General features: G+C 71.1%; 9 protein-coding genes. 4 read left to right on the forward strand and 5 right to left on the reverse strand.

The window, feature by feature from the left end; translation table 11 throughout:
• The first annotated feature begins 15 nt into the window (after positions 1 to 15).
• Positions 16 to 13,323: an amino acid adenylation domain-containing protein gene (locus ABZ406_RS09815; RefSeq protein ID WP_357758117.1), complete on the forward strand. Its 13,308-nt coding sequence runs from the start codon at positions 16 to 18 to the stop codon at positions 13,321 to 13,323.
• Between the two features lie 147 nt (positions 13,324 to 13,470).
• Here ABZ406_RS09815 and ABZ406_RS09820 read toward each other — a convergent pair whose 3' ends face one another.
• From ABZ406_RS09820 to ABZ406_RS09830, 3 genes are all read right to left on the reverse strand, one after another.
• A complete protein-coding gene (locus tag ABZ406_RS09820) occupies positions 13,471 to 13,899 on the reverse strand; it encodes a cold shock domain-containing protein (RefSeq protein WP_357758121.1) in 429 nt (142 codons plus the stop codon).
• A gap of 332 nt (positions 13,900 to 14,231) precedes the next feature.
• The gene (locus tag ABZ406_RS09825; protein WP_357758124.1) at positions 14,232 to 15,452 is read right to left on the reverse strand and encodes an acyltransferase; all 1,221 of its coding nucleotides are present in this window, start codon (positions 15,450 to 15,452) and stop codon (positions 14,232 to 14,234) included.
• Between the two features lie 83 nt (positions 15,453 to 15,535).
• Entirely contained in the window at positions 15,536 to 16,624 is a 1,089-nt protein-coding gene (locus ABZ406_RS09830; protein ID WP_357758127.1) for an alpha/beta hydrolase, read from the reverse strand.
• Between the two features lie 216 nt (positions 16,625 to 16,840).
• Here ABZ406_RS09830 and ABZ406_RS09835 point away from each other — a divergent pair, with 216 nt between their 5' ends.
• Positions 16,841 to 18,031 carry a sensor histidine kinase gene (locus ABZ406_RS09835; protein WP_357758129.1) on the forward strand — a complete coding sequence of 397 codons (1,191 nt, stop codon included), beginning with the start codon at positions 16,841 to 16,843 and terminating at the stop codon, positions 18,029 to 18,031.
• Positions 18,028 to 18,693 (forward strand): response regulator transcription factor, encoded by a 666-nt coding sequence (locus ABZ406_RS09840; RefSeq protein ID WP_357758131.1) that lies wholly within the window; start codon positions 18,028 to 18,030, stop codon positions 18,691 to 18,693. Before ABZ406_RS09835 ends, ABZ406_RS09840 begins: the two co-directional genes overlap by 4 nt.
• Here the strand turns inward: ABZ406_RS09840 and ABZ406_RS09845 are convergent.
• Positions 18,660 to 19,760, reverse strand: coding sequence for an alpha/beta hydrolase (locus tag ABZ406_RS09845; protein WP_357758134.1), 1,101 nt, complete (start codon positions 19,758 to 19,760; stop codon positions 18,660 to 18,662). The two genes, ABZ406_RS09840 and ABZ406_RS09845, sit on opposite strands and share 34 nt — an antisense overlap.
• Before the next feature lie 165 nt (positions 19,761 to 19,925).
• Here ABZ406_RS09845 and ABZ406_RS09850 point away from each other — a divergent pair, with 165 nt between their 5' ends.
• Positions 19,926 to 20,666, forward strand: a complete 741-nt coding sequence (locus ABZ406_RS09850) for an FkbM family methyltransferase (protein WP_357758137.1) — start codon at positions 19,926 to 19,928, stop codon at positions 20,664 to 20,666.
• A 106-nt stretch (positions 20,667 to 20,772) separates the two neighbouring features.
• On the opposite strand, the gene ABZ406_RS09855 is transcribed toward ABZ406_RS09850, so the two are convergent.
• Complete coding sequence (locus ABZ406_RS09855; protein ID WP_357758140.1) at positions 20,773 to 21,681, reverse strand: alpha/beta hydrolase; 909 nt, start codon at positions 21,679 to 21,681, stop codon at positions 20,773 to 20,775.
• Between the last annotated feature and the right edge of the window lie 205 nt (positions 21,682 to 21,886).

Below are 21,886 nucleotides of genomic sequence, written 5' to 3' on the forward strand. Positions count from 1 at the left end.
GCGAGGAGGAGCCTGATGATCCCGTTGTCGTACGCTCAGCGCCGACTCTGGTTCATCGAACAGCTCGAAGGCCCGAGCACCCTCTACAACCTCGCCCCGACGGTGCTGCGACTGCACGGCGACCTCGACCGGGTCGCGTTGGGCTCGGCGCTGCGCGACACCCTCGACCGGCACGAGGTTCTGCGCACGCTGCTCACCGTCGTCGACGGGGAGCCCCAGCAGCGCATCGTCTCCGTGGACGAGCTGGGGTGGCAGCTCACCGAGGTGACGACGGCCCCGGACGAGCTGGACGCCGCCCTGGCCGGCGCGCTGGGCCACGTCTTCGACCTCGCGCGCGAGGCGCCGATCCGCGCCTGGCTGTTCACCACCGCCCCGGACGAGCACGTTCTCGCCATCGCGATGCACCACATCGCGTCCGACGGCTGGTCCCTCGGCCCGCTGATCCGCGACCTCGCCACCGCGTACACGGCACGCCACACCGGGCAGGAACCCGGCTGGTCCGCGCTGCCGGTGCAGTACGCCGACTACGCGCTGTGGCACCAGGAACTGCTCGGCGACGAGCGCGACCCGGAGAGCCTCGCCGCGCAGCAGCTCGCCTTCTGGCGCCAGTCGCTCGCCGGGATCCCGGAGGAGCTGACGCTGCCGTTCGACCGGCCTCGCCCGCCGGTGGCCGGGCACGACAGTCACGTTGTCGCACTCGACGTGCCCGCCGACGTCCACGCCCGGCTGGCCGAACTCGCCCGGGCCGAGGGCGTGACAGTCTTCATGGTGGTGCAGGCCGCTGTCGCGATCCTGCTGTCCCGGCTCGGGGCCGGCACCGACATCACCATCGGCACCCCGGTCGCCGGTCGCACCGAAGTGGCCCTGGACGACCTTGTCGGCTTCTTCGTCAACACCCTCGTCCTGCGTACCGACCTGACCGGCGACCCCACCTTCACCGAGACGTTGGCCCGGGTCCGGCGGTCCACCTGGGACGCGTTCGAGCACCAGGACCTTCCGTTCGACCGCCTCGTCGAGGACCTGTCGCCGACCCGTTCGCTGTCGCGCCACCCGCTGTTCCAGGTGATGCTGACTGTCAACAACGTGGATCAGGGCGCCCAACAGGCCGCCCCGTTCCTCCCCGGTCTCCACGTCGAGTGGGACGACATGGCCACCTCGTCGGCCAAGTTCGACTGCGAGTTCACGTTCGCTGAGGTCAGCGACCCCACCGGTGCCCCGGCAGGGTTGCGGGGCACGCTCGTGGTCGCCGCCGACCTCTTCGACGCGGCCTCCGCCCGGCGGATCGCCGACCGGTTCGTGCGCGTGGTCAGCGCCGTCTGCACCGAGCCGCACCGCCGTCTGAGCGTCATCGACCTGCTCGACGACACCGAACGGCGGCAGCTCCTCGTGGAGTGGAACGGCAGCCCGGTCGAGCGGCCGGCCGCGACCCTGCCCGAGATGTTCGCCGCCCAGGTCGCGCGTACGCCGGACGCCGTCGCGGTGCTGATGGGCGACACCACACTGACGTACGCCGACGTCGAGACGCGCTCGGACCAGGTGGCCCAGGTCCTCCTGGCGCGGGGGGTGGGCCCGGAGTCCGTGGTGGGCGTGTGCCTGGAGCGTGGCATCGACCTGCTCGTCGCCCTGCTCGGCATTCTCAAGGCCGGCGGTGCCTACCTGCCGATCGATCCGGCCTACCCGGCCGACCGGGTGGCCTTCATGATCGCCGACGCCGTTCCGGTAGCCGTGATCACCTCGCCGGGGACGGAGGACGTGCTGCCACTCGGCGTCGCGCGGCTGTCGGTGCACGACCGGGCCGCCGCCGGGACGCCCGTGCCGCGCCCACCGTTGCGCCCCGACAATCCGGCGTACGTCATGTTCACCTCCGGGTCCACCGGCCGCCCGAAGGGCGTCGTCGTCGAGCACCGCAGTGTCGCGAACCTCGTCGCCTGGGCCCGGGAACGGTTCGGCGGTGCCAGCTTCCACCGGGTGCTCGCCTCGACGTCGTTGAACTTCGACGTGTCGGTGTTCGAGCTGTTCGGGCCGCTTGTCAGCGGAGGCAGCATCGAGGTGGTAGCGGACCTGCTCGCCCTGGCCGACCAGGATCGCGAGTGGGACCTCAGCCTCGTCAGCGCCGTTCCGTCCGCGCTCGCCCAGGTGTTGACCGGTGGCATCCGGGCGACGGTCGGCACTGTCGCGTTCGCCGGCGAGGCGCTGACTCCGCGGGCCGTCGCCGACGTGCGCCGAGCGCTGCCGGGCGTGCGGGTGGCGAACATCTACGGACCGACCGAGGCGACCGTCTACTCCACCGAGTGGTATGCCGACGGTGACCTCCACGGCACGCCCCCGATCGGCCGCCCGGTCACCAACGCCCGCGCCTACGTCCTCGACGGCGGGCTCGCTCCCGCTCCGGTCGGCGTCGCCGGCGAGCTGTACCTCGCCGGAGCCGGACTGGCCCGCGGCTACCTCGGACGCGCCGCGCTGACCGGCGAGCGGTTCGTGGCCTGCCCCTACGCCTCCGGCCAGCGGATGTACCGCACCGGGGACCTGGTGCGCTGGAATGGTGACGGCCAGCTCGAGTACCTCGGCCGGACCGACGACCAGGTGAAGATCCGGGGCTTCCGCATCGAGCTGGGCGAGGTCCAGGCGGTGGTCGCCGACCACCCGGACATCGCGCACGCCGCGGTCGTCGCTGTCAACCGGCACGCCGACGACGACACCGACAAGCGGCTCGTCGCGTACCTCGTTCCGGTCTCCGGCACCGACCGCGACGCGCTGCCCGGTGCCGTGCAGGCGTACTGCGCCAGCCGCCTACCCGGGCACATGGTGCCCTCGGCCTGCTGCGTCCTCGACGCACTGCCGCTCAACAGCAGCGGAAAGCTCGACCGCGCCGCCCTACCGGCGCCCGAATTCGCCGCCGCCGCAGGGAGTGGCCGCAGCCCGGCGGACGCCCGCGAGGAGTTGCTGTGCGCCGGCTTCGCCGAGGTCCTCGGGGTGGACCAGGTCGGCCTCGACGACGACTTCTTCGCCCTCGGCGGCCACTCGCTCCTCGTCGTCCGGCTCGTCGACTGGCTGCGACAGCGCGGTGTGACCGTCTCGGTCCGGGCGCTGTTCCAGACTCCGACCCCGGCCGGTCTCGCCACCGCCGCCGGGGCCCGGCCCGTCGAGGTGCCGCCGAACGCCATACCGGAATCCGCCGACCGGATCACCCCCGAGATGCTGCCGATGGTGGCGCTGACGCAGGACCAGATCGACCGGATCGTGTCGACAGTGGACGGGGGCGCCGCGAACGTGGCGGACGTCTATCCCCTCGTACCGCTGCAGGAGGGCATTCTCTTCCACCACCTGCTCAGCGAGGGTGGCGGGCAGGACGCCTACGTCCTCCCCACCGTCCTGGAGTTCGCCGGACGTGACCAGCTCGACCGGTTCCTGGCGGCGTTGCAGCGCGTGGTCGACCGCCACGACGTCTTCCGCACCGCGGTGCTCTGGCAGGATCTGCCCGAGCCGGTGCAGGTGGTACGCCGGCACGCCCGCCTGCCGATCACCGAGATCAGCCTGCGGCGGGGTGATCCGGCCGAACTGGTAGCCGCAGTGGGTTCGGTGATGGACCTCGGCCGGGCACCGTTGATCGACACCCATGTCGCCGCTGTGCCCGGCACCGCCACCTGGCTCGCGCTGGTCCGGATCCACCACCTGGTCCAGGACCACATGGGTCTCGACCTGGTCGTGGCCGAAGTGCGGGCATTCCTCGCCGGCCGGGGCGCCGACCTGCCGGCCCCGGCGCCGCTGCGCGACTTCGTCGCGCGGACCCGCGTCAGCGGCACCGAGCACGAGCGGCACTTCGCCGACCTCCTCGGCGACGTCACGGAGCCAACCGCGCCCTACGGCCTGCTCGACGTCCGTGGTGACGGCTCCGGCCAGGTCCACGCCGGTATCCGGCTCGACGACGAGCTGACCAGCCGGCTACGCCAGGTCGCCAGCGGGCTCGGCACCAGTCCGGCCACCGTCATGCACGTCGTGTGGGCCCGCACGGTGGCCACCCTCGCCGGCCGCGAGGACGTCGTCTTCGGCACCGTCCTCCTCGGACGGATGAACACCGGCTCCGCGGCCGCCCGCGTCCCCGGCCCGTTCATCAACACACTGCCCGTCCGCGTCGACGTCGGGCGGGGGACCGCCCGGGAAGCCGTCGCCGCCATGCGCGACCAACTCGCCGGCCTCATCGAGCACGAACACGCCTCCCTGGCGGTCGCGCAGCAGGCCAGCGGAGTCGCCAGCGAGGTCCCGCTGTTCACCGCCCTGTTCAACTACCGGCACAACGAGGCACCGGCCGGCGACCCGGAGCCCGACCTCGACGTCGACGTCGACGGCCCCCGAATCGTCCTGTCCCGGGAGTACACCAACTATCCGCTCATGCTCTCCGTGGACGACTTCGGCGACGGGATGAGCCTCGCCGTCGAGGCAACGGCGCCGATCGACCCGGCCGCCGTCGCCGCCCTGGCGCGGACCGCGACCGTCGGGCTCGTCACCGCGCTCCAGGCCGAGGACGACGCCGCCCTCGCGGACGTCGCGGTGCTCGACCCCGACGAGCGGCGGCGGGTGGTGGAAACCTTCAACGACACGACAGTGGCGTACGAGGGCGGGACGTTGGGGGAGCTGTTCGAAGCGCAGGCGCTCCGTTCGCCGGACGCGCTGGCGGTCGTGTTCGAGGGCGTGGGGCTGACCTACGCCCAGCTGGATGCGAGGGCGTCGGCGGTGGCCCGGTTCCTGGTGGCACGCGGTGTGGGGCCGGAGTCGGTGGTGGGCGTGCGGATGCCCCGCGGCGTCGACCTCGTGGTGGCGTTGCTGGCGGTGGTGAAGGCGGGCGGGGCGTACCTGCCGATCGACACCGACTATCCGGCGGAACGGGTGGAGTTGATGACCCGGGACACGGCACTGGTGTTGGAGTCCGTCGAGGGCCTGGACGGCCCACCGGCATCGGTACGGGTCGACCCACGACACCCCGCGTACGTGATCTTCACGTCGGGTTCGACGGGTCGCCCGAAGGGCGTGGTGAATTCCCACGAAGGGATCGTCAACCGGCTGCGGTGGATGCGGGACCGCTGCCGCTCCGGCGTGGGCGACCGGGTGTTGCAGAAGACGCCGTTCACGTTCGACGTCTCGGTCTGGGAGTTCTTCTGGCCGTTGGTCACGGGCGCCACGTTGGTGGTGGCCCGGCCGGGAGGCCATCAGGACCCGGCCCATCTGGCGGAACTGATCCAGACCGAGCGGGTCACCACCGCGCACTTCGTGCCGTCGATGCTGGAGGCGTTCCTGCCGCACGCGGCAAGCTGCGCGGGGCTGACCCGGGTGATCTGCTCGGGGGAGGCGTTGCCGCAGGGCGTGCAGGACCGCTTCCTCGCCCTGCTGCCCACAGTGGAGTTGCACAACCTGTACGGCCCGACCGAGGCTGCGGTGGAGGTGACGGCAGCGCACTGCCTGGCCGGTCGCCCGGTGACGATCGGCGGGCCGGTTCCCAATACGCGCACCTACGTGCTGGACGCGCGGATGCGGCCGGTGCCGGTCGGCGTGGCGGGGGAGTTGTACCTGGCCGGGGTGCAGGTGGCGCGGGGTTACGCGGGTCGACCGGGGCTGACCGCCGAACGGTTCGTGGCGTGTCCCTTCGGGGGGCGGATGTACCGCACGGGTGACCTGGTCCGATGGACCATCGGCGGGGAGCTGGAATATCTCGGGCGGACCGACGACCAGGTCAAGATCCGTGGCATGCGCGTCGAACTGGACGAGGTGCGGGCTGCGGTGGCCGAGCACCCCGGTGTGGCCAGCGCAGCGGTGGTGGTCCGCGACGGGCGGCTGGTGGCGTACGTCGTCGGTGTGGATGACGGGGTGCGCGAGTTCGTCGCGGCACGGCTGCCGGACTACATGGTGCCGACAGCGGTCGTCGTCCTTCCCGCGCTGCCGGTGACCGCCAACGGAAAACTCGACCGCGCGGCGTTGCCGGCACCCGAGTTCCGCACGGGGCGCGGACGCGCGCCGGCCAACCCGCGCGAGGAACTGCTGTGCGCGGCGTTCGCGGAGATCCTGGGGGTCGACGACGTCGGTGTCGACGACGACTTCTTCGCCCTCGGTGGTCACTCCCTGCTGGCGGTGCGGTTGATCAGCCGGGTCCGGACCCTCCTCGGGGTCGAGGTGCCGCTTCGGGCGTTGTTCGACGCGGCAACCCCGGCACGCCTGGCCGCCCGGCTCACCGGCGCCGACCGGGCCCGCGCACCCCTCACCGTCACCGAACGCGCCGGCCGGGTGCCGCTGTCCTACGCCCAACGTCGGCTCTGGTTCATCAACCGGCTGGAGGGGCGGAACCCCTCGTACAACATGCCAGTGGTCCTCGACCTCGAAGGCGTGCGACCGGAGGTGCTCGAAGCCGCGCTACGGGACGTGATCGGCCGTCACGAGGTGCTCCGGACGACGTTCCCGACCATCGAGGACGAGCCCTACCAGCATGTGATCGACATGGACGCCCTCGACTGGTCGGTCACCGTCGCCGACGTACCGGACCTCGACGCGGCCATCGCGCAGGCGGCGGCGCACCCGTTCGACGTTGCGGGCGAGGTGCCGATCCGGGCCTGGTGGTTCAACGACACGGTGCTCGTCGTCGTCGTGCACCACATCGCCGCCGACGGCTGGTCGATGGCACCACTGGCCACTGACTTCTCCACCGCGTACGCGGCCCGGCTCGCCGGTCGGGCCCCGGGCTGGGCGGCGCTGCCCGTCCAGTACGCGGACTACACGGTGTGGCAGCGACGTGTGCTCGGCGACGAGAGCGCCCCGGGCAGCCTGGTGTCGCAGCAGGTCGCGTACTGGCGGCAGGCACTGGCTGACGTCCCGCAAGAGCTGGCGTTGCCGTTCGACAGGCCACGCCCGTCGGTGGCCACCCACGGCGGGCACGTGGTGCCGATCGACGTTCCCGCCGAGGTTCACGCCCGGATGATCGCGCTGGCGCGGGCGCAGGGCGTGACCGTCTTCATGGTCATGCAGGCCGCTCTCGCCCTGCTGCTGTCCCGGCTCGGCGCCGGCACCGACGTACCGATCGGGTCGGCGCACGCCGGGCGTTCGGACGACGCCCTCGATGACCTGGTGGGCCTGTTCGTCAACACGATCGTGTTGCGCGCCGACCTGTCGCTCGACCCGACCTTCGCCGAGCTGCTGCTGCGGGTCCGGTCGCGGGTGCTGGCCGACGCGGAACACCAGGACGTGCCGTTCGAGCGGCTCGTGGAGGAACTCGCCCCGACCCGGTCGGTCGCCCGGCACCCGCTGTTCCAGGTGGTGCTCACCAAACTGAACACGGTGGAGGCCGCCCTCGACCTGCCGGGAGTGGTGGTGTCCGGCCGGGAGGGCGGCACGTCGACGGCGAAGTTCGACCTCGACGTGCTCGTCGGCGAGGTGTTCGACAGCGACGGCGCCCCCGCCGGACTGCACGGCACCGTCACCGTCGCCGCGGACCTGTTCGACAGGCCCTGGGCGCAGCGGATCGCCACCTGGTGGACGCGGGTCCTCGACGCCGTGACCAGCGACCCGCAGCAGCGGCTGCACGCAGTGGACATCCTCGGCGACGACGAACTGGCCACGCTTCTGCGAACCTGGAACGACACCGCGGTCCCCGCCGCACCGACCCCGATCGTCGAGCTGTTCGAGCGGCAGGACCGCGCCGCGGTCGCCGTCGTCGTCGATGGGACCCCGACCACGTACGGCGAGCTGGATGCGCGGGCCAACCGCATCGCCAACTACCTGCGGGCGCAGGGCGTCGGCGCGGAGACCGTCGTCGGGCTGTGCCTGCCGCGCGGTGTGCAGATGGTCGCCGCGATCCTCGGCGTCTGGAAGGCCGGCGCGGCGTACCTGCCCGTCGACGCCCATCAACCGGTCGCCCGGATGGCACACCTTCTCAAGGACAGCATGGCGGTGCTGGTCCTCACCGACCATGACCTGTTCGACGAGCTGCCCGCCGGCCGGGTGCGGATCGTCGCCCTGGACGACGGGATCCTCGCCCGCCACGCCGAGACGACGCCGCAGGTCACCGTCCACCCCGACAACACCGCCTACGTCATCTACACCTCCGGGTCGACGGGCCGCCCGAAGGGCGTCGCCGTGAGCCATCGGGCCCTGGCCAACTACGTCGCCTCCGTCCCGGACCGGCTCGGCTTCGCTGCGCGGGGTGGCCGCTACGCCCTGCTCCAGGCGCAGGTCACGGACCTGGGCAACACCATCCTGTTCGCCAGCCTCACCCGTGGTGGGGAGCTGCACATCCCCGCCGAGGACGTGGTCACCGACCCGGTGAAGGTGGACGCGTTCCTGCGGGAGCACGCGATCGACTACCTGAAGGCGGTGCCGTCGCACCTCGCGGCCCTCACCGCGGCCGGTGCCGACGTCATGCCGCGACGCGCCCTGGTCCTCGGCGGCGAGGCGGCCGAGCCCGGGTGGGTCCGCGAGATGATCGCCAAGGGCACCGTCTACAACCACTACGGCCCGACCGAGACCACCATCGGCGTCCTCACCACCCGGCTGGAGCCGGGCGACACCGTTCCGATCGGCACGCCCATCGGCGACACCCGCGCGTACGTCCTCGACGCCGCGCTCCGGCCCGTCCCCGCCGGTGTCGCCGGTGAGCTCTACATCAGCGGCCCGGGAGTGGCCCGCGGCTATGTGCGACGCCCGGGGCTGACCGCGGAGCGTTTCGTCGCCTGCCCCTACGACGGTGGCGGCCGGATGTACCGGACCGGTGACCGCGCCCGCTGGAACACCGCCGGGCAGATCGAGTTCCGGGGCCGCACCGACGACCAGGTCAAGATCCGCGGCTACCGCGTCGAGCTGGGCGAGGTGCAGGCCATCGTCGCCGCCCATCCCGAGGTGGATCAGGCCGCCGTCGTCGCCCGCACCGATGACGGCGGTGAGCAGCGCATCGTCGCCTACGTCGTCAGCGAGGACGCCGAGGACGACCTGCCGGCCTCGGTGTCGACGTTCGTGGCCGCCCGGCTGCCCGCCCACATGGTGCCGGTCGTCGTCGTGCTCGACGCCCTGCCGCTGACCAGCAACGGCAAGCTCGACCGGAAGGCACTTCCGGCCCTCGGCCGGACCGCCACCGCCGACGCCCGCCGACACTCGACCGACGTGCGGGAGGAAATCCTGCGCGTCGCGTTCGCCGAGGTGCTGGGCCTGCCCATGGTGGGGCCCGACGACGACTTCTTCACCCTCGGCGGCCACTCCCTGCTCGCCGTGCGTCTCATCAGCCGGATCCGCACCCTGCTCGGCGTCGAGATCGAGGTCCGGGTCCTGTTCGAGTCGCCGACGCCGGCCGGGCTGCTGGCCCGGCTCGCCGAGGCCGACGAGGCCCGCGCGCCGCTCACCCCCCGCCCACGCCCGGACCGGGTGCCGGTCTCCTACGGACAGCGGCGGCTGTGGTTCATCGCGCAGCTGGAGGGGCGCACCTCCACCTACAACATCAGCAGGTCCGTCCGGCTCACCGGCACCGTCCACCCGGAGGTCGTCGAGGCCGCCCTGCGTGACGTCCTGGACCGGCACGAGGTGCTGCGTACCGTCTATCCGGTCGTCGACGGCGAGCCGTACCAGCTGATCCGCGACGTCCGCGACCTCCCGCCGCTGCTGACCACCGCCACCCGTCCAACCGAGACCGCTGCCGCCGTCGCGCTCGCCGAGGCCCACGAACTCGACCTTGCCGCCGAGGTGCCACTGCACGCCTGGCTCTTCACCGAGAGCCCCGACGACCACCTCCTCGTCGTCGTCGTGCACCACATCGCCACCGACGGTTGGTCGTGGGCGCCGCTGGCCCGCGACTTCGCCACCGCCTACGCCGCGCGCAGCGAACACCGCGCTCCCGACTGGGCGCCGCTACCCGTGCAGTACGCCGACTTCGCCATGTGGCAACACGAGGTCCTCGGCGACGTCACCGACCCGGGCAGCGTCATCGCCCGGCAGGTCGCGCACTGGCGCGACGCGCTGGCCGGCGCCCCCGAGGAGCTCTCGCTGCCATTCGACAGGCCCCGCCCGGCGGTCGCTGGTAATCGGGGCCATGCCGTGCCCGTGCACATCCCGGCCGAGGTGCACGCCCGACTCACGGAGATCGCCCGCTCCGAGGGCGTGACACTGTTCATGGTCCTGCACGGGGCGCTCGCCACCCTGCTGTCCCGGCTCGGCGCCGGTGACGACATCTCGATCGGCTCGGCCATCGCGGGACGTACCGACGAGGCGCTCGACGGACTCGTCGGCTACTTCGTCAACACCTTCGTCCTGCGTACCGACCTGTCGGGCGACCCGTCGTTCGGCGAGACCCTACGCCGGGTACGAGAGACCAGCCTGGCCGTGTTCGGCAACCAGGACGTGCCGTTCGAGCGACTCGTCGAGGAGTTGGCACCCACTCGCTCGCTCGCCCGACACCCGCTGTTCCAGGTGATGCTGCTGCTGGAGAACACCGCCGAGGTCACCGTCGACCCGCCCGAGGTCGACACCGACCGGGGAGCACCGGGCGGTGCGGCGACTGTCAAGTTCGACCTGGACTTCAGCGTGGCCGAAACCCGCACCGCTGACGGCTCACCGGCCGGACTCGTCGGTCGGCTCACCGGTGCCGTCGACCTGTTCGAGGCCGCGTCGGTGGAGCGCATCGCCGAACGGTGGGCCCGGCTGCTGCGGATGCTCGCCGCCGACCCCGCGCTGCGCCTCGCTGCCGTCGACCTTCTCGAGGAGGCCGAACGCCACCAGGTTCTCCACGACTGGAACGACACCGCCCTCGACCGGTCCGGCGACACCGTCGTCGAGCTGTTCGAGGCGCAGGTGGCGCGGACACCGGACGCCACAGCGGTGGTGTTCGGCGCCACCGAGCTGACGTACGCACAGCTCGACGCGCGGGCGAATCGGCTCGCGAGGTATCTCGTGGAACGCGGCGTCGGCCCGGAGTCGATCGTCGCCACGGTCTTCGAGCGGACCGACGACCTGATCGTCGCGCTGCTCGGTGTCATCAAGGCCGGCGGCGCCTACCTGCCGATCGATCCGGCCTACCCATCGGACCGCACCGCCTACGTCATCGCCGACGCGGGGGTCGTGTGTCTGCTCACCAGCACCGATCTGCGCGATCACCTGACCGGCTTCGGCATCGAGCCCGCCGGCGGCGTGCCGGTGGTGTTCGTGGACGCTCCGGACGTCGCCGCCGACCTGGCCGAACGTGATCCGGCCCCACTGGGTGTGGCGCTGCGCCCCGAACACCCGATGTGGGTCATCTACACCTCTGGCTCCACCGGGCGGCCGAAGGGCGTCCTCGTCGAACACCGCGCGATCGAGAACTTCCTCGTCGCGATGCAGGACCGGTTCCGTCTGAGCGTCGACGACCGGCTCCTGGCGGTGAGCACCGTCGGGTGCGACATGGCCGGCTTCGAGTTCTACCTGCCGCTCGTCACCGGTGCGCGGATCGTGCTCGCGTCGCAGGACCAGGTGCTCGACCCGTGGGAGCTGCGCCGGCTCGTCCGTGACTCCGGGACGACGATCGTCCACGCGACGCCCAGCCTCTGGCGTGGCCTCGTCGCCGACACCAACGATCCCGTCGACTGGGCCGGCGTCCGGGTGATGGTCGGTGCCGAGGCGCTGCCGACCGACCTCGGCCGCACGCTCGTGGAGCGGGCCGGACGTTTCGACAACCTCTACGGACCAACCGAGACGACGGTCTGGTCGACGGCACGGCACACCACGACGGATTCGGTCGACATCGCAGCGATCGGCGGACCGGTCGGCAACACGCAGGTCTACGTGCTCGACGCGCGTCTGGCCCCGGTGCCGCCGGGAGTGGCCGGCGAACTCTACATCGCCGGGAACGGGCTGGCCCGCGGCTATCTCGGCCGGCCGGGCCTCACCGCGGAACGGTTCGTCGCGTGCGCCTACTCCGACACCGGCGAGCGGATGTACCGCACCGGCGATCTCGTCCGTTGGAGCGCCGACGGTGAGCTGTCCTTCGTGGGCCGCGCCGACGACCAGGTGAAGGTGCGCGGGTTCCGGGTCGAGTTGCGGGAGATCGAGGCCGTGCTCGCCGCCCACCAGGGCGTCGGGCAGAGCGCCGTGCTGCTGCGGGAGGACACCCCGGGGGATCGGAGGCTCGTCGGGTACGTCGTCCCGGCGGACGGTCGCGACGCCGACCCGGAGCTCGGGTCGTCGGTGCGCGCCGCGGCACAGGATCGGCTGCCGGGGTACATGGTGCCGGCCGCGATCGTGGTCCTCGACCGGTTCCCGCTCATGCCCAACGGCAAGCTGCACCGCAAGGCGCTGCCGCAGCCCGAGTACGACACCGGCGACGTCGCCCGCACTCGCAGCGACGCGGTGATCGAGGACACCCTCTGCGAGGTGTTCGCCGAGGTGCTCGGCGTGCCGAAGGTCGGGGCCCACGACGACTTCTTCGCCCTCGGCGGCCACTCGTTGCTCGCGGTGCGCTGGGTGGAGCTGCTGCGCGAACGGGGCCTGACGTTCGCCGTCCGCGACCTGTTCGTGGCGCCGACCGTCGCCGCGCTCATCGAACGGATGGACCTGTCCACGATGGCGGACGGGCTGGACGTCCTGCTGCCGATCCGTACCAAGGGTGACCAGCCGCCGGTCTTCTGCCTACCGCCCGCCGGCGGGCTCAGCTGGAGCTACAGCCCGCTCTCCCGGTTCGTTCCGAAGGACACCCCGCTGTACGGGCTGCAGGCGCCGGGTCTGGACGGCAAGCGTCCTCCGTCGACGTCGCTGCGCGATGCCGCCACCGTGTCGCTCGAGCACATCCGTTCGGTGCAGCCCACCGGGCCGTACCACCTGCTCGGCTGGTCCTACGGCGGTGTGCTCGCCCAGGAGATCGCGGTGCAGCTCCAGGCCGCCGGTGAGACAGTCGGAGCGCTCATCATCCTGGACCAGTACCCGAAGGACCCGGGAATCCGGGCGGTCATCGGCGACGAGCCCGCACCCGACGAGGAAACCCAGCTCGCCGCGCTCACCGAAGTCGTGCGCAAGGAGGCCGGTGCCGTACTCGGCAACGCCTCCGACGAGGAGCTACGCCGCTTCGCCGTCCTCTGGCGCAACAACTTCACCTGCATCGACGCCCACCAGTACGGGCGGTTCGACGGCGACGCGCTGCTTGTCGTCGCCGACCGGAACATCCCCGAGGGCGCGCCGACGGCCGAGCTGTGGAAGCCGTACATCACCGGCGAGATCAGCGAGGTCCGACTGCCCTGCGGGCACGAGGACATGAACACTCCGGCCATGTTGGGCCAGATGTGGTCGGCCGCCGCAGAGTGGCTGGGTCGCAACGGGGACGCCCCCAGCAGTTGACCCGCGGCCGGAGATCGGCGCGGCACGCGCCGCGCCGACCGGAACCCTCCTGCTGGTGGTCGCACAAACGCCAACGACGGCTGGTCCCGGGCAACCGTGGCCCGGGACCAGCCGTCGCTTACGCGTCGACGCAGATCACGCTGCGCGTCAGCCGTCCACCCATCCATGGGACCGGCTGAACTCGATGAACCTCTTGCGGACGTCGATGATCTGGGAGCCGGTCAACGGCGGCGCGCACTGCAGGAGCATTTCGGTCACGGCCCCGACGAACTCGGCGGACGCGAGAACGTCGCACATCTCGTCGTCGCCGTCCGCGCGGACCCGGGAGCGGAACTCGTCTCCGTTGGTCGACGCGCGCGGTGTCTCGGCCGTTTCCAGCACCCGGACCGACTGTGCGCGCAGGCCGCGGTCGCCATCTATGACGTCATACTCGATCGGCAGGCCGATCCGCACCAGTTGGCGTTGCTCGCCGAAGTCATTGGCATGGAAGAAGACGTCCTCACCGCCGCCCGTCGGGGCGATGAACCCATAACCACGTACATCATCGAATCGGATGATCTTACCCACAGAAGACATCACACCACCACATATGCTCAAACGCCTGAACGCTTACCGACAAGGGTGCCATCCGAGGTTCACGCAGGTGAACCGGTTGGATTCACCACCTCAACCACGCCCGGAGACCCGATGGTCGGGAGTCACGCGGCAACGCATGGCGGCATCATCGTACGTCGGCGGACCGGAACCGTCTGCGACGGAACACGCGCGAGTGCCGTCGCGGCCCCATGGCGGCAACCGCCGACCGGTCCGGCGGGCCGCCACGCCGGCGTGTTCAACTGCGGACCACGTCGGTTGTACGAGCGCGGCACGCGCGGGGGAGGCGGACGCCGCGCTCATGATCGTTTCCGCTACCCGCGCCGGCCGCCACTGTCGCCGGGCAGCGCGCGATCATGCTCCTCCGGCAGGATGGTCTCCCCGCTGTGTCGAGGCTTCGGTATCGTCGCCAACGCGTCCGGCTCGTTCGACCCCCCGGTCGGCGCATGCCGTGGCGGAGCCCGGTGGAAGATCGCCACCAGGCCGGCCAGGGTCAGCAGGAACAGCGGCACCCACACCAGGCGGTGCAGCGGCCACAGACCGTCGGGAGTGTCGAGCAGACCGGGCAGATGTCGTCCCACCAGCAGGCCGGCGAAGACCACCAGCAACATCGCGGTCTGGTGCCAGCAGAACAACTCCATCGCGGTCCGGTTGAGCAGTGTCACAGTCCTCGCCAGTCGGGGGCGACGCAGCGGCCGGTCCAGCCTCGCCCGCAGGAGCAGGAAGACCCCGAGTTGGGCGAACGCCAGTGACACCGTGAAGAGCGACGGCGGGTCGAGATTGGACCACCGGTCTCCGGGAACGCCGACGGCGCTGGCGGGATAACCGACAACGAGCACCAGAAGCGCCCCGGCCGTGCTGCCGAGGGCCAGCAGGACCGCGCCCGCGTACCGGGGCAGTCGGCTCTCGGCCATCGCGATACCCAGCAGATAGGGCACCGACCAGCCGATCACGGTGACCGCGATCTTCCACCCGAGCGGCAGACCGTTGGCGCGCAACCCGTCGGTGATCCCGACGACGCAGATCGCCGGCAGGATCGCCCACAGCCCCCACCGGGCCACGAGCTTGATCAACGGCGTGGTGAGCGCCACCAGCGCGAGGTACACCGGCAGGAACCACAGGGGGTGGGTGACGAGCGACGTGACGACGTGCTGGGTTCTCGCGGGTGCGTCGATGGCGTCCAGGAGCAGCAGAGCCGGCACCCACACCGCGGCGAACAGCAGCAGCGGCCGGACCAGACGGTGGTACCGCGCGCCCAGCCGTGGCGCCCACGGCCAGCGGGCCCGGCGGCTTTCCCGCGTGCGGGTCGGGTCCGCCTTCGCCCGCCGCCGCGACCGGGCGGCCGCGTAACCGCCCGCGAAGAAGAACAGCCCGAGGGTCTGCAGGAACCAGCTCGCCGGCGCGAACTGCGGGATGTACGACAACGGGCTCTCGCCGTGCAGCGTCGACGGCAGGTAGGGGTCGCTGACGATCGCGGAGACCATCCAGTGCCCGAGCACCACGCCCAGGATGGCGACAGCCCGCAGAGCATCCACCGTGTGGTCTCGATGGGCCGGTGTCGACGTTCCGTCTGTCCGCTCAGGTGCCACACCCGGGATGGGCCGTCTACAGGTATCGGTCATGGTGTCTCCCGTGTGTCGGTGCCGAGCAGTGCGATCGCGGTGAGGCTGGCCTGCGAGCGGGTCCCCACCGCGAGGTAGTGGTCGTGGTCCGGAACGTCGTCGGCGGGGAAGATGCTGGCCCCGAATCCCGGGGCGGCCGGCTGGGTGCCGTGGCCGAGGCCGCGCAGGCGCGCACCCGGCACCCAGCGCATGTTGTCGCGCGGGGAGAGCGCCGCCCAGACGCGAGCCTCGGTACCCAGATCCGTTGCCCTGTCCACCCCCATGCCCGGGCTGCCGAAGGCCGCTATGTCGGTCACCTGGACCGGCAGCCGGTGCGCGGCGAGGCCTATCACCGTCGATCCGTAGCTGTAGCCGAGCAGGGCGATCGTGGCGTGCGGACGGAGCAGGGTCAAGCCGGTTACGAAGCGCTCCAGGGCGGCCGCTCCGGTCTCGGCCAGGTCCTCACGCGCGGCGGAGAGGTCCACCCCGTCCGGGGCGTCGTACCCCAGCCAGACCACCACCGCGAACCTCTCCGCCGGAACTCGGTAGCCGTGCGCGGACTGGTACAGGTCCTGGCCCTGCGTCGAGGGGGACCGGACGGGCTTGCCGCCGACGCCACGCCAGAAGTTGCCGGCTCGGTTGCCGGCCCCGGGCACCAGGACGGCGATTCGATCCGCGTGGTCGAGGTCGCCGAAGACCTGGGCGACCTGGCCCTGCCCCCGAGGGTCGAACAGGAGGTACTGTCCCGCCCGGTCCAGATACGGCGGGCCCGCCAGCGCCATGGCCCGCCGGTTCGCCTCGTACCGCAAGCTCGGCGGTGCGCCGTCCAGGTTGCCGACCACACCCGGGTACGCGGCCGCCAGCCCACGCTGCTCCTCGGCGTCGAGGGTGGCGAGGAACGTCCGGATCTCGGCCGGCTCGGCCCGCGTCGGATCGGGAAGCTCCCGGGGATCCGCGAGCCAGACCGCGGCGCCCACCGGCGGGGTCACCCGCACGGCGCCGGACGGTGGAAGCAGGTTGGCGGCGGTCGGTGCGAGAGACACCAGGACGCCGGTCAGCCAGGTGAGCAGACTCCTTCGCCAACGGCGGGGAACAGAACGGGTCACCGCTGGGTCCGGTCGGTAGGGTTCCGGACTCCGGTGACCGGACGTGCGGTATTCACGCCTGACTGGTCGACAACTCGGTGCATACCTGTGACGGTGTCAAGGACAGGAAGTGATTGTCATCGGTCCGTCGATGACGTTGAGGTGCCCCGGGTTAGACCACTGGCTTAGGTCCGCGGACTGATGATAACGGCTGACGGCGCCGGATAAGATCGGCCCATGTCGGTCGTTGCCCCTGCTCAGCTGCCCAAAAGGCTCGTGGGGTGGTCCCCTTCCTGGCTCGTCTGGGGCAGCTGCGCCCTCTCACCCCTGTTGCTGTTTCTCTGGGTGAACACCGGCAATCCGGCGAACTGGCCCCTTGGCCTCCGCTTCATCGTGCCCAGTCTGCTGATGGCGCTGCCGGTCGTCGGGCTGCGTCGCCGCCCGTTCGTCGCGCTGGCGGTGATGCTGCTCGACGTGGTGTTGGTGGAGCTGTTGACCTCCTCGGCGGCGCTCTACGACCCGCAGTTCCACGGCGTGCTACGCACCATCCAGACCGCAGCGCTGGACGTGGCGGTCGGTTACGTAGCCGCTCTCCGGAGCCGCCGCATCTCGGTGGCCACCGCGGCCTTCGTGCTTGTCGTGCAGATGGTGGTCGCGGTCGCGCTGCAGATCGGTCCGGCGGACCTCAACGAGCGGGTGACACAGAACCTCCTCGCCGTGGCGGTCGCCTGGATGATCGGCAACTCGGCGCGGCAGCGCCGGTTGTTCGCCGAGGCGCAGCGGGCCGAGGCCGCGGCGAGCGCGGTACAGGCCGAACGGCTACGGATCGCTCGGGAGTTGCACGACGTGGTCGCGCACTGTGTGGGGGTGGTCGCGATGCAGGCCGGCATGGCTCGGCGGGTGTTCGACACCCAGCCGGAGGAGGCCCGCAACGCGCTGACCGAGATCGAGCAGACCGGCCGGGAGACCCTGGCGAGTCTGCGTCGGATGCTCGGTTCGTTGCGTCGCGCCGACCTCACCTCCGGTTCCGCGCCGCTGGATCCGGCGCCGCGCCTGAGTGACCTCGACCAGTTGGCCGAGCGTTCCAGCGCCCTCGGCTTGCAGGTGGAGGTCCGGTCGCGCGGCGAAGATAGACCCCTGCCGTCGGACATCGACCTGTCCGCGTACCGGATAATCCAGGAAGCGGTGACCAACGTGGTACGGCACGCCGGCGCACAGCATTGTGAGGTCGTCGTCGACCGGCGCCCGGACGAGTTGTCGATCCAGGTGACCGACGACGGCCGCGGTGCGGTCGGCACGGGCACCGGCTTCGGCATCGTGGGGATGCGCGAACGGGTCAGCCTGCTCGGCGGGCAGTTCGATGCCGGCCCCCGCCCCGAGGGTGGGTTCCGAGTGGCGGCCCGGATCCCACTGGTTCCCGTCCGATGACCGTCCGCGTGGTGCTCGTCGACGATCAGCCCCTGATCCGCAGCGCGTTACGGATACTCATCGCCGACAGCGGAGACCTGACGACGGTGGGGGAGGCCGGCACCGGAGACGAGGCCGTCTCCGTGGTGAGCCGGACACGGCCGGATGTGGTGGTCATGGACATCCGGATGCCGGGCATGGATGGCATCGAGGCGACCCGGCGCGTGATGGCCGCCCCCGACGCCCCCCGCGTACTGATCCTCACCACGTTCGACGACGACGAGTACGTGTACGCCGCCCTGCGCGCCGGTGCCAGCGGTTTCCTGGTCAAGGACACCGGACTGGACGAGATACTCGGCGCCATCCGCGTGATCGCCGCCGGCGAGGGCCTGATGGCGCCACGGGCGACCCGGCTGCTGATCGAGCAGTTCGTCAGTCGACCGCAGGCCGTCCCGCAGCCCGTTTCGAGCCGCAGCGCCGACATCATCACCGAGCGGGAACGCGAGGTGCTGACGTTGATCGGTCAGGGCAAGGCCAACGGCGAGATCGCCAGCGAGTTGTGGATCAGTGTGGCCACGGCCAAGGCGCACGTCGGCCGACTCTTGACGAAGCTCGACGCCCGCGACAGGGTGCAGCTGGTGATCATTGCCTACGAGATGGGGTTGGTCTCCACGTCGCGCTGAGGCGCTGCCGCCGACCCTGGCTCGACACCGGCGACCACGGCCGCCAGGTGCGCCAGCGAGGCCGCGCCCTCGGCCAGGTAGTAGTCGTGACCGGCGACCCCGGCGATGGGCACCGGTCGAGCGCCGAACGCGGGGTGCGCCGGTCGCTGCCCGTGGCCCAGACCGAGCACCCGGACGCCGGGCACCCGACGTGTCCAGTCGGCCGGCGCCTCGGCCGCCCACAACCGGGCCCGCGAGCCCAGCTCCGCTGCCCGGCGTACGCCCATCCCGGGGCTGCCGAACACGGCGATGTCGGTGACCTGCGCGGGCAGCCGACGGGCGGCCACCCCCACCACCGCCGAGCCGTAGCTGTGCGCCAGCACGGTGATCGCCGCCCGAGGGCGGACGGCGGTCAGACCGTCGACGAAGTGCAGCAGCTCGACGGCACCGAGCGTGGCCAGCCGTTGTCGGGCGGCAGCCAGACCGAACCCGCTGGGCGGCCGGTAGCCCAGCCAGGCGATCACGGCGATCCGGGTGTTCCGACCCTCGGCTGCGGCGACGGCGGCCCGGTGCAGGTTGCCGGCCTGCTGCGCCGGTGCCCGGTGTTCCCGCCCGCCCAGGCCCCGGCGGAAGTCGGCGACCCGCGTGTTGGCGCCCGGCACCAGAACGGCGATCCGATCGGCGTGGCACAGGTCGCCGTACACCACGGCCATCCGGCCGGCGTCCTCGTCGAACAACAGGTACTGCCCCTCCCAGGAGCGGTACGGCCCGAGGCGCATCTGTCGACGGTTCGCGGCGTACCGCAGTGCCGGTGGCGCGCCCTCGAGCTGCCCCACGACCTTCGGGTGACGGCGGACGAACTCGGCGCCCTCCACGGGACCGAGATCGCAGAAGAAGCGGCACACCGCCGCCGGGCTGGGTCGGGACGACGTCCACTCTGGTCGGTCGGCCGCCGCCCGTGGGGTGGCCTGCCGGAGCGCGTCCAGCAGGTCGGGGCCGGCGGCCTTCCCGGCGGCCGGGTCCGCGGTGGCGGATTCCGGGCGGACGGAAGGCGGCCGCGAAAATTTCGACGGCACTGTGGAAGTCACCAGCTGACAGTGCCGTACGACAGTTGGTCTGGGCATCCACCCGGTGAAGAACATCCTCGATGAGATGTCACCCGGGGACGTAAGCCCCCGAGGGGTGCCGCTCCGGTAGGCGATTGTCTAGTGTCTTGCGTGATCTCACCACCCCTGAATGTTGCGGAGAACTGGATGCCCGGCCTCGACCGACCGGCCCTCACCCATGCCCTGACCAACCTGGTCGCCCGTCACACGCGCTTCCTGGACAATGAGTTGCCGACCATGCGCACGCTTGTCAAGCGCGGCGACGTCTGCGTCGACGTCGGGTCCGCCGCTGGCGTCTACACGCAGGCGCTCTCCCACCTTGTCGGCCCCAGCGGGCTGGTGCACAGTGTGGAACCGCTGTCGTTCTCGCACCCGCTGTGGACTCGGGTCCTGGCCGCCAAGGAGCGGCCCAATGTGCGTTACCACCCGATCGCCCTGGGTGCCGAGCCGGGCCGGATGGCGATGCGGGTGCCCTTCGGTCCGGGCGGGGCGGCGACGAGCCGCTCATTCCTGGACTGGCACTCGCAGGGTGTCGGCTCGAACGACGAGTTCACCCACCACGCCGACGTCATGGTCGATGTGCTCACGCTCGACGACCTGGCGGAGAACGTCGGCCTCACCACCCTCGACTTCCTCAAGATCGACGTGGAGGGCGGCGAGCTGCACGTGCTTCACGGTGGCGTGCAGACCATCGAGAAGTACCTGCCGAAGATGTACATCGAGATTGAGGAACGGCACACGGCCCGCTACGAGTACGGGCCGGATGACATCGTGAAGTGGCTGCGCGAGCGTGGCTACACCATGTATTCGTGGCGCAACGGTTGGCACGCGACAGATCGGGTGCACGATCACGTCAACAACTACGTCTTCCGGGTGCCACCCCGCTAGGACCGGTCGGCGTGGCGGTGACACCCACTGACGGCTGCCGGCGAGGAACGGTAGGACACCTGGCAACTGCCGTCCGCCGGCCCTCGCCGGTCGGCCGTGCCGTCGTTCAGGCGCCTACGCGGGCCGGCGCCTCGCCGGCCCGCTCGCAGACCCGGACGAACGGCAGCTCCTCGATCGGCAGCTCGTCGAAGTGGGCGAGGAACAGCTCGGCGGTTTCGCGCGGTCGTTCCAGGTGGACCATGTGGTCCGCGTCAGCGATCAGCGCGAAGACGCCGTGCGGGCTGGTCCGGGCGACCCGCCGCGAAATCTCGGGCGGGGTGTACGTGTCGTGTTCTCCTGTGACGACGAGCAACGGGGTCCGGATCGCCGGCTCGGGTTCGAGGTGGTCACGGGCCATCAGACGCAGGGTGTTCTGCGTGTACTTCTCGGCCTCGTCCGCCGTGATGGTGCTGAAGCGGCGATTGAGGATCCGGTCGACCCCGACGCGGTGCACCACGGTCCGGTCGGTGTCCGAGCACATGAACAGCGCCACCGTCGCCGCCGCGAACTCTTCCATGCGCTGTTCCCGCAGGAGCGTCAGGCTGTGCTCGACAGCGGGACGGATGGCGTCCGGGATCGAGGTCAGACAGGCCAGGACGACGAGGTGGCCGACCAGTTCGGGATGGCGTTGGGCCATCCGGTATCCGATCATCGCCCCGTACGAGCCGACGCCCATGTCGACGTATGTCACACCCAGTTCGTCGAGTCCCTGACGGAGGGTGTCGACGAGGAAGTCGGTGTCGTAGTCGGCGGGCAGGGTGTCCGCCGACCCGGAACCGGGCAGATCCACTGTGATGACGGGGCGCGCATCGAGGAGGAACTGCTCCAACCTGCCCCACGACTCCTTGCGTTGGAACGCGCCGCCGACCAGCAGGACAGGGACAGCGTCGGAAACCCGCCCGACGACCGAACGAGTCTCGAAAACGAAGCCATCCCGAATGTGCTGACGGACAGTTACATTCTGCGTGCTGTTCATGCTTATTCCTCTCTGACGACGACGGCAAGAGGGATGCGGCTCCTGGATGCCGATCGCTTTCAGCGGTGTCGAAGCGTCCGCGGACGTGGTAATGAGCCGCTCAAGCGGATGGGTGCGACGCGGCGGACCGTCTCGTTCAATTGCCCCCGCTCGCCAGTTGAACAGCGTCGTCGGAGCGTCTGCCAGGTGTTCGGCCACATGCGTC

This window comes from Micromonospora sp. NPDC005710, from assembly GCF_040630995.1.
GTDB lineage: Bacteria > Actinomycetota > Actinomycetes > Mycobacteriales > Micromonosporaceae > Micromonospora.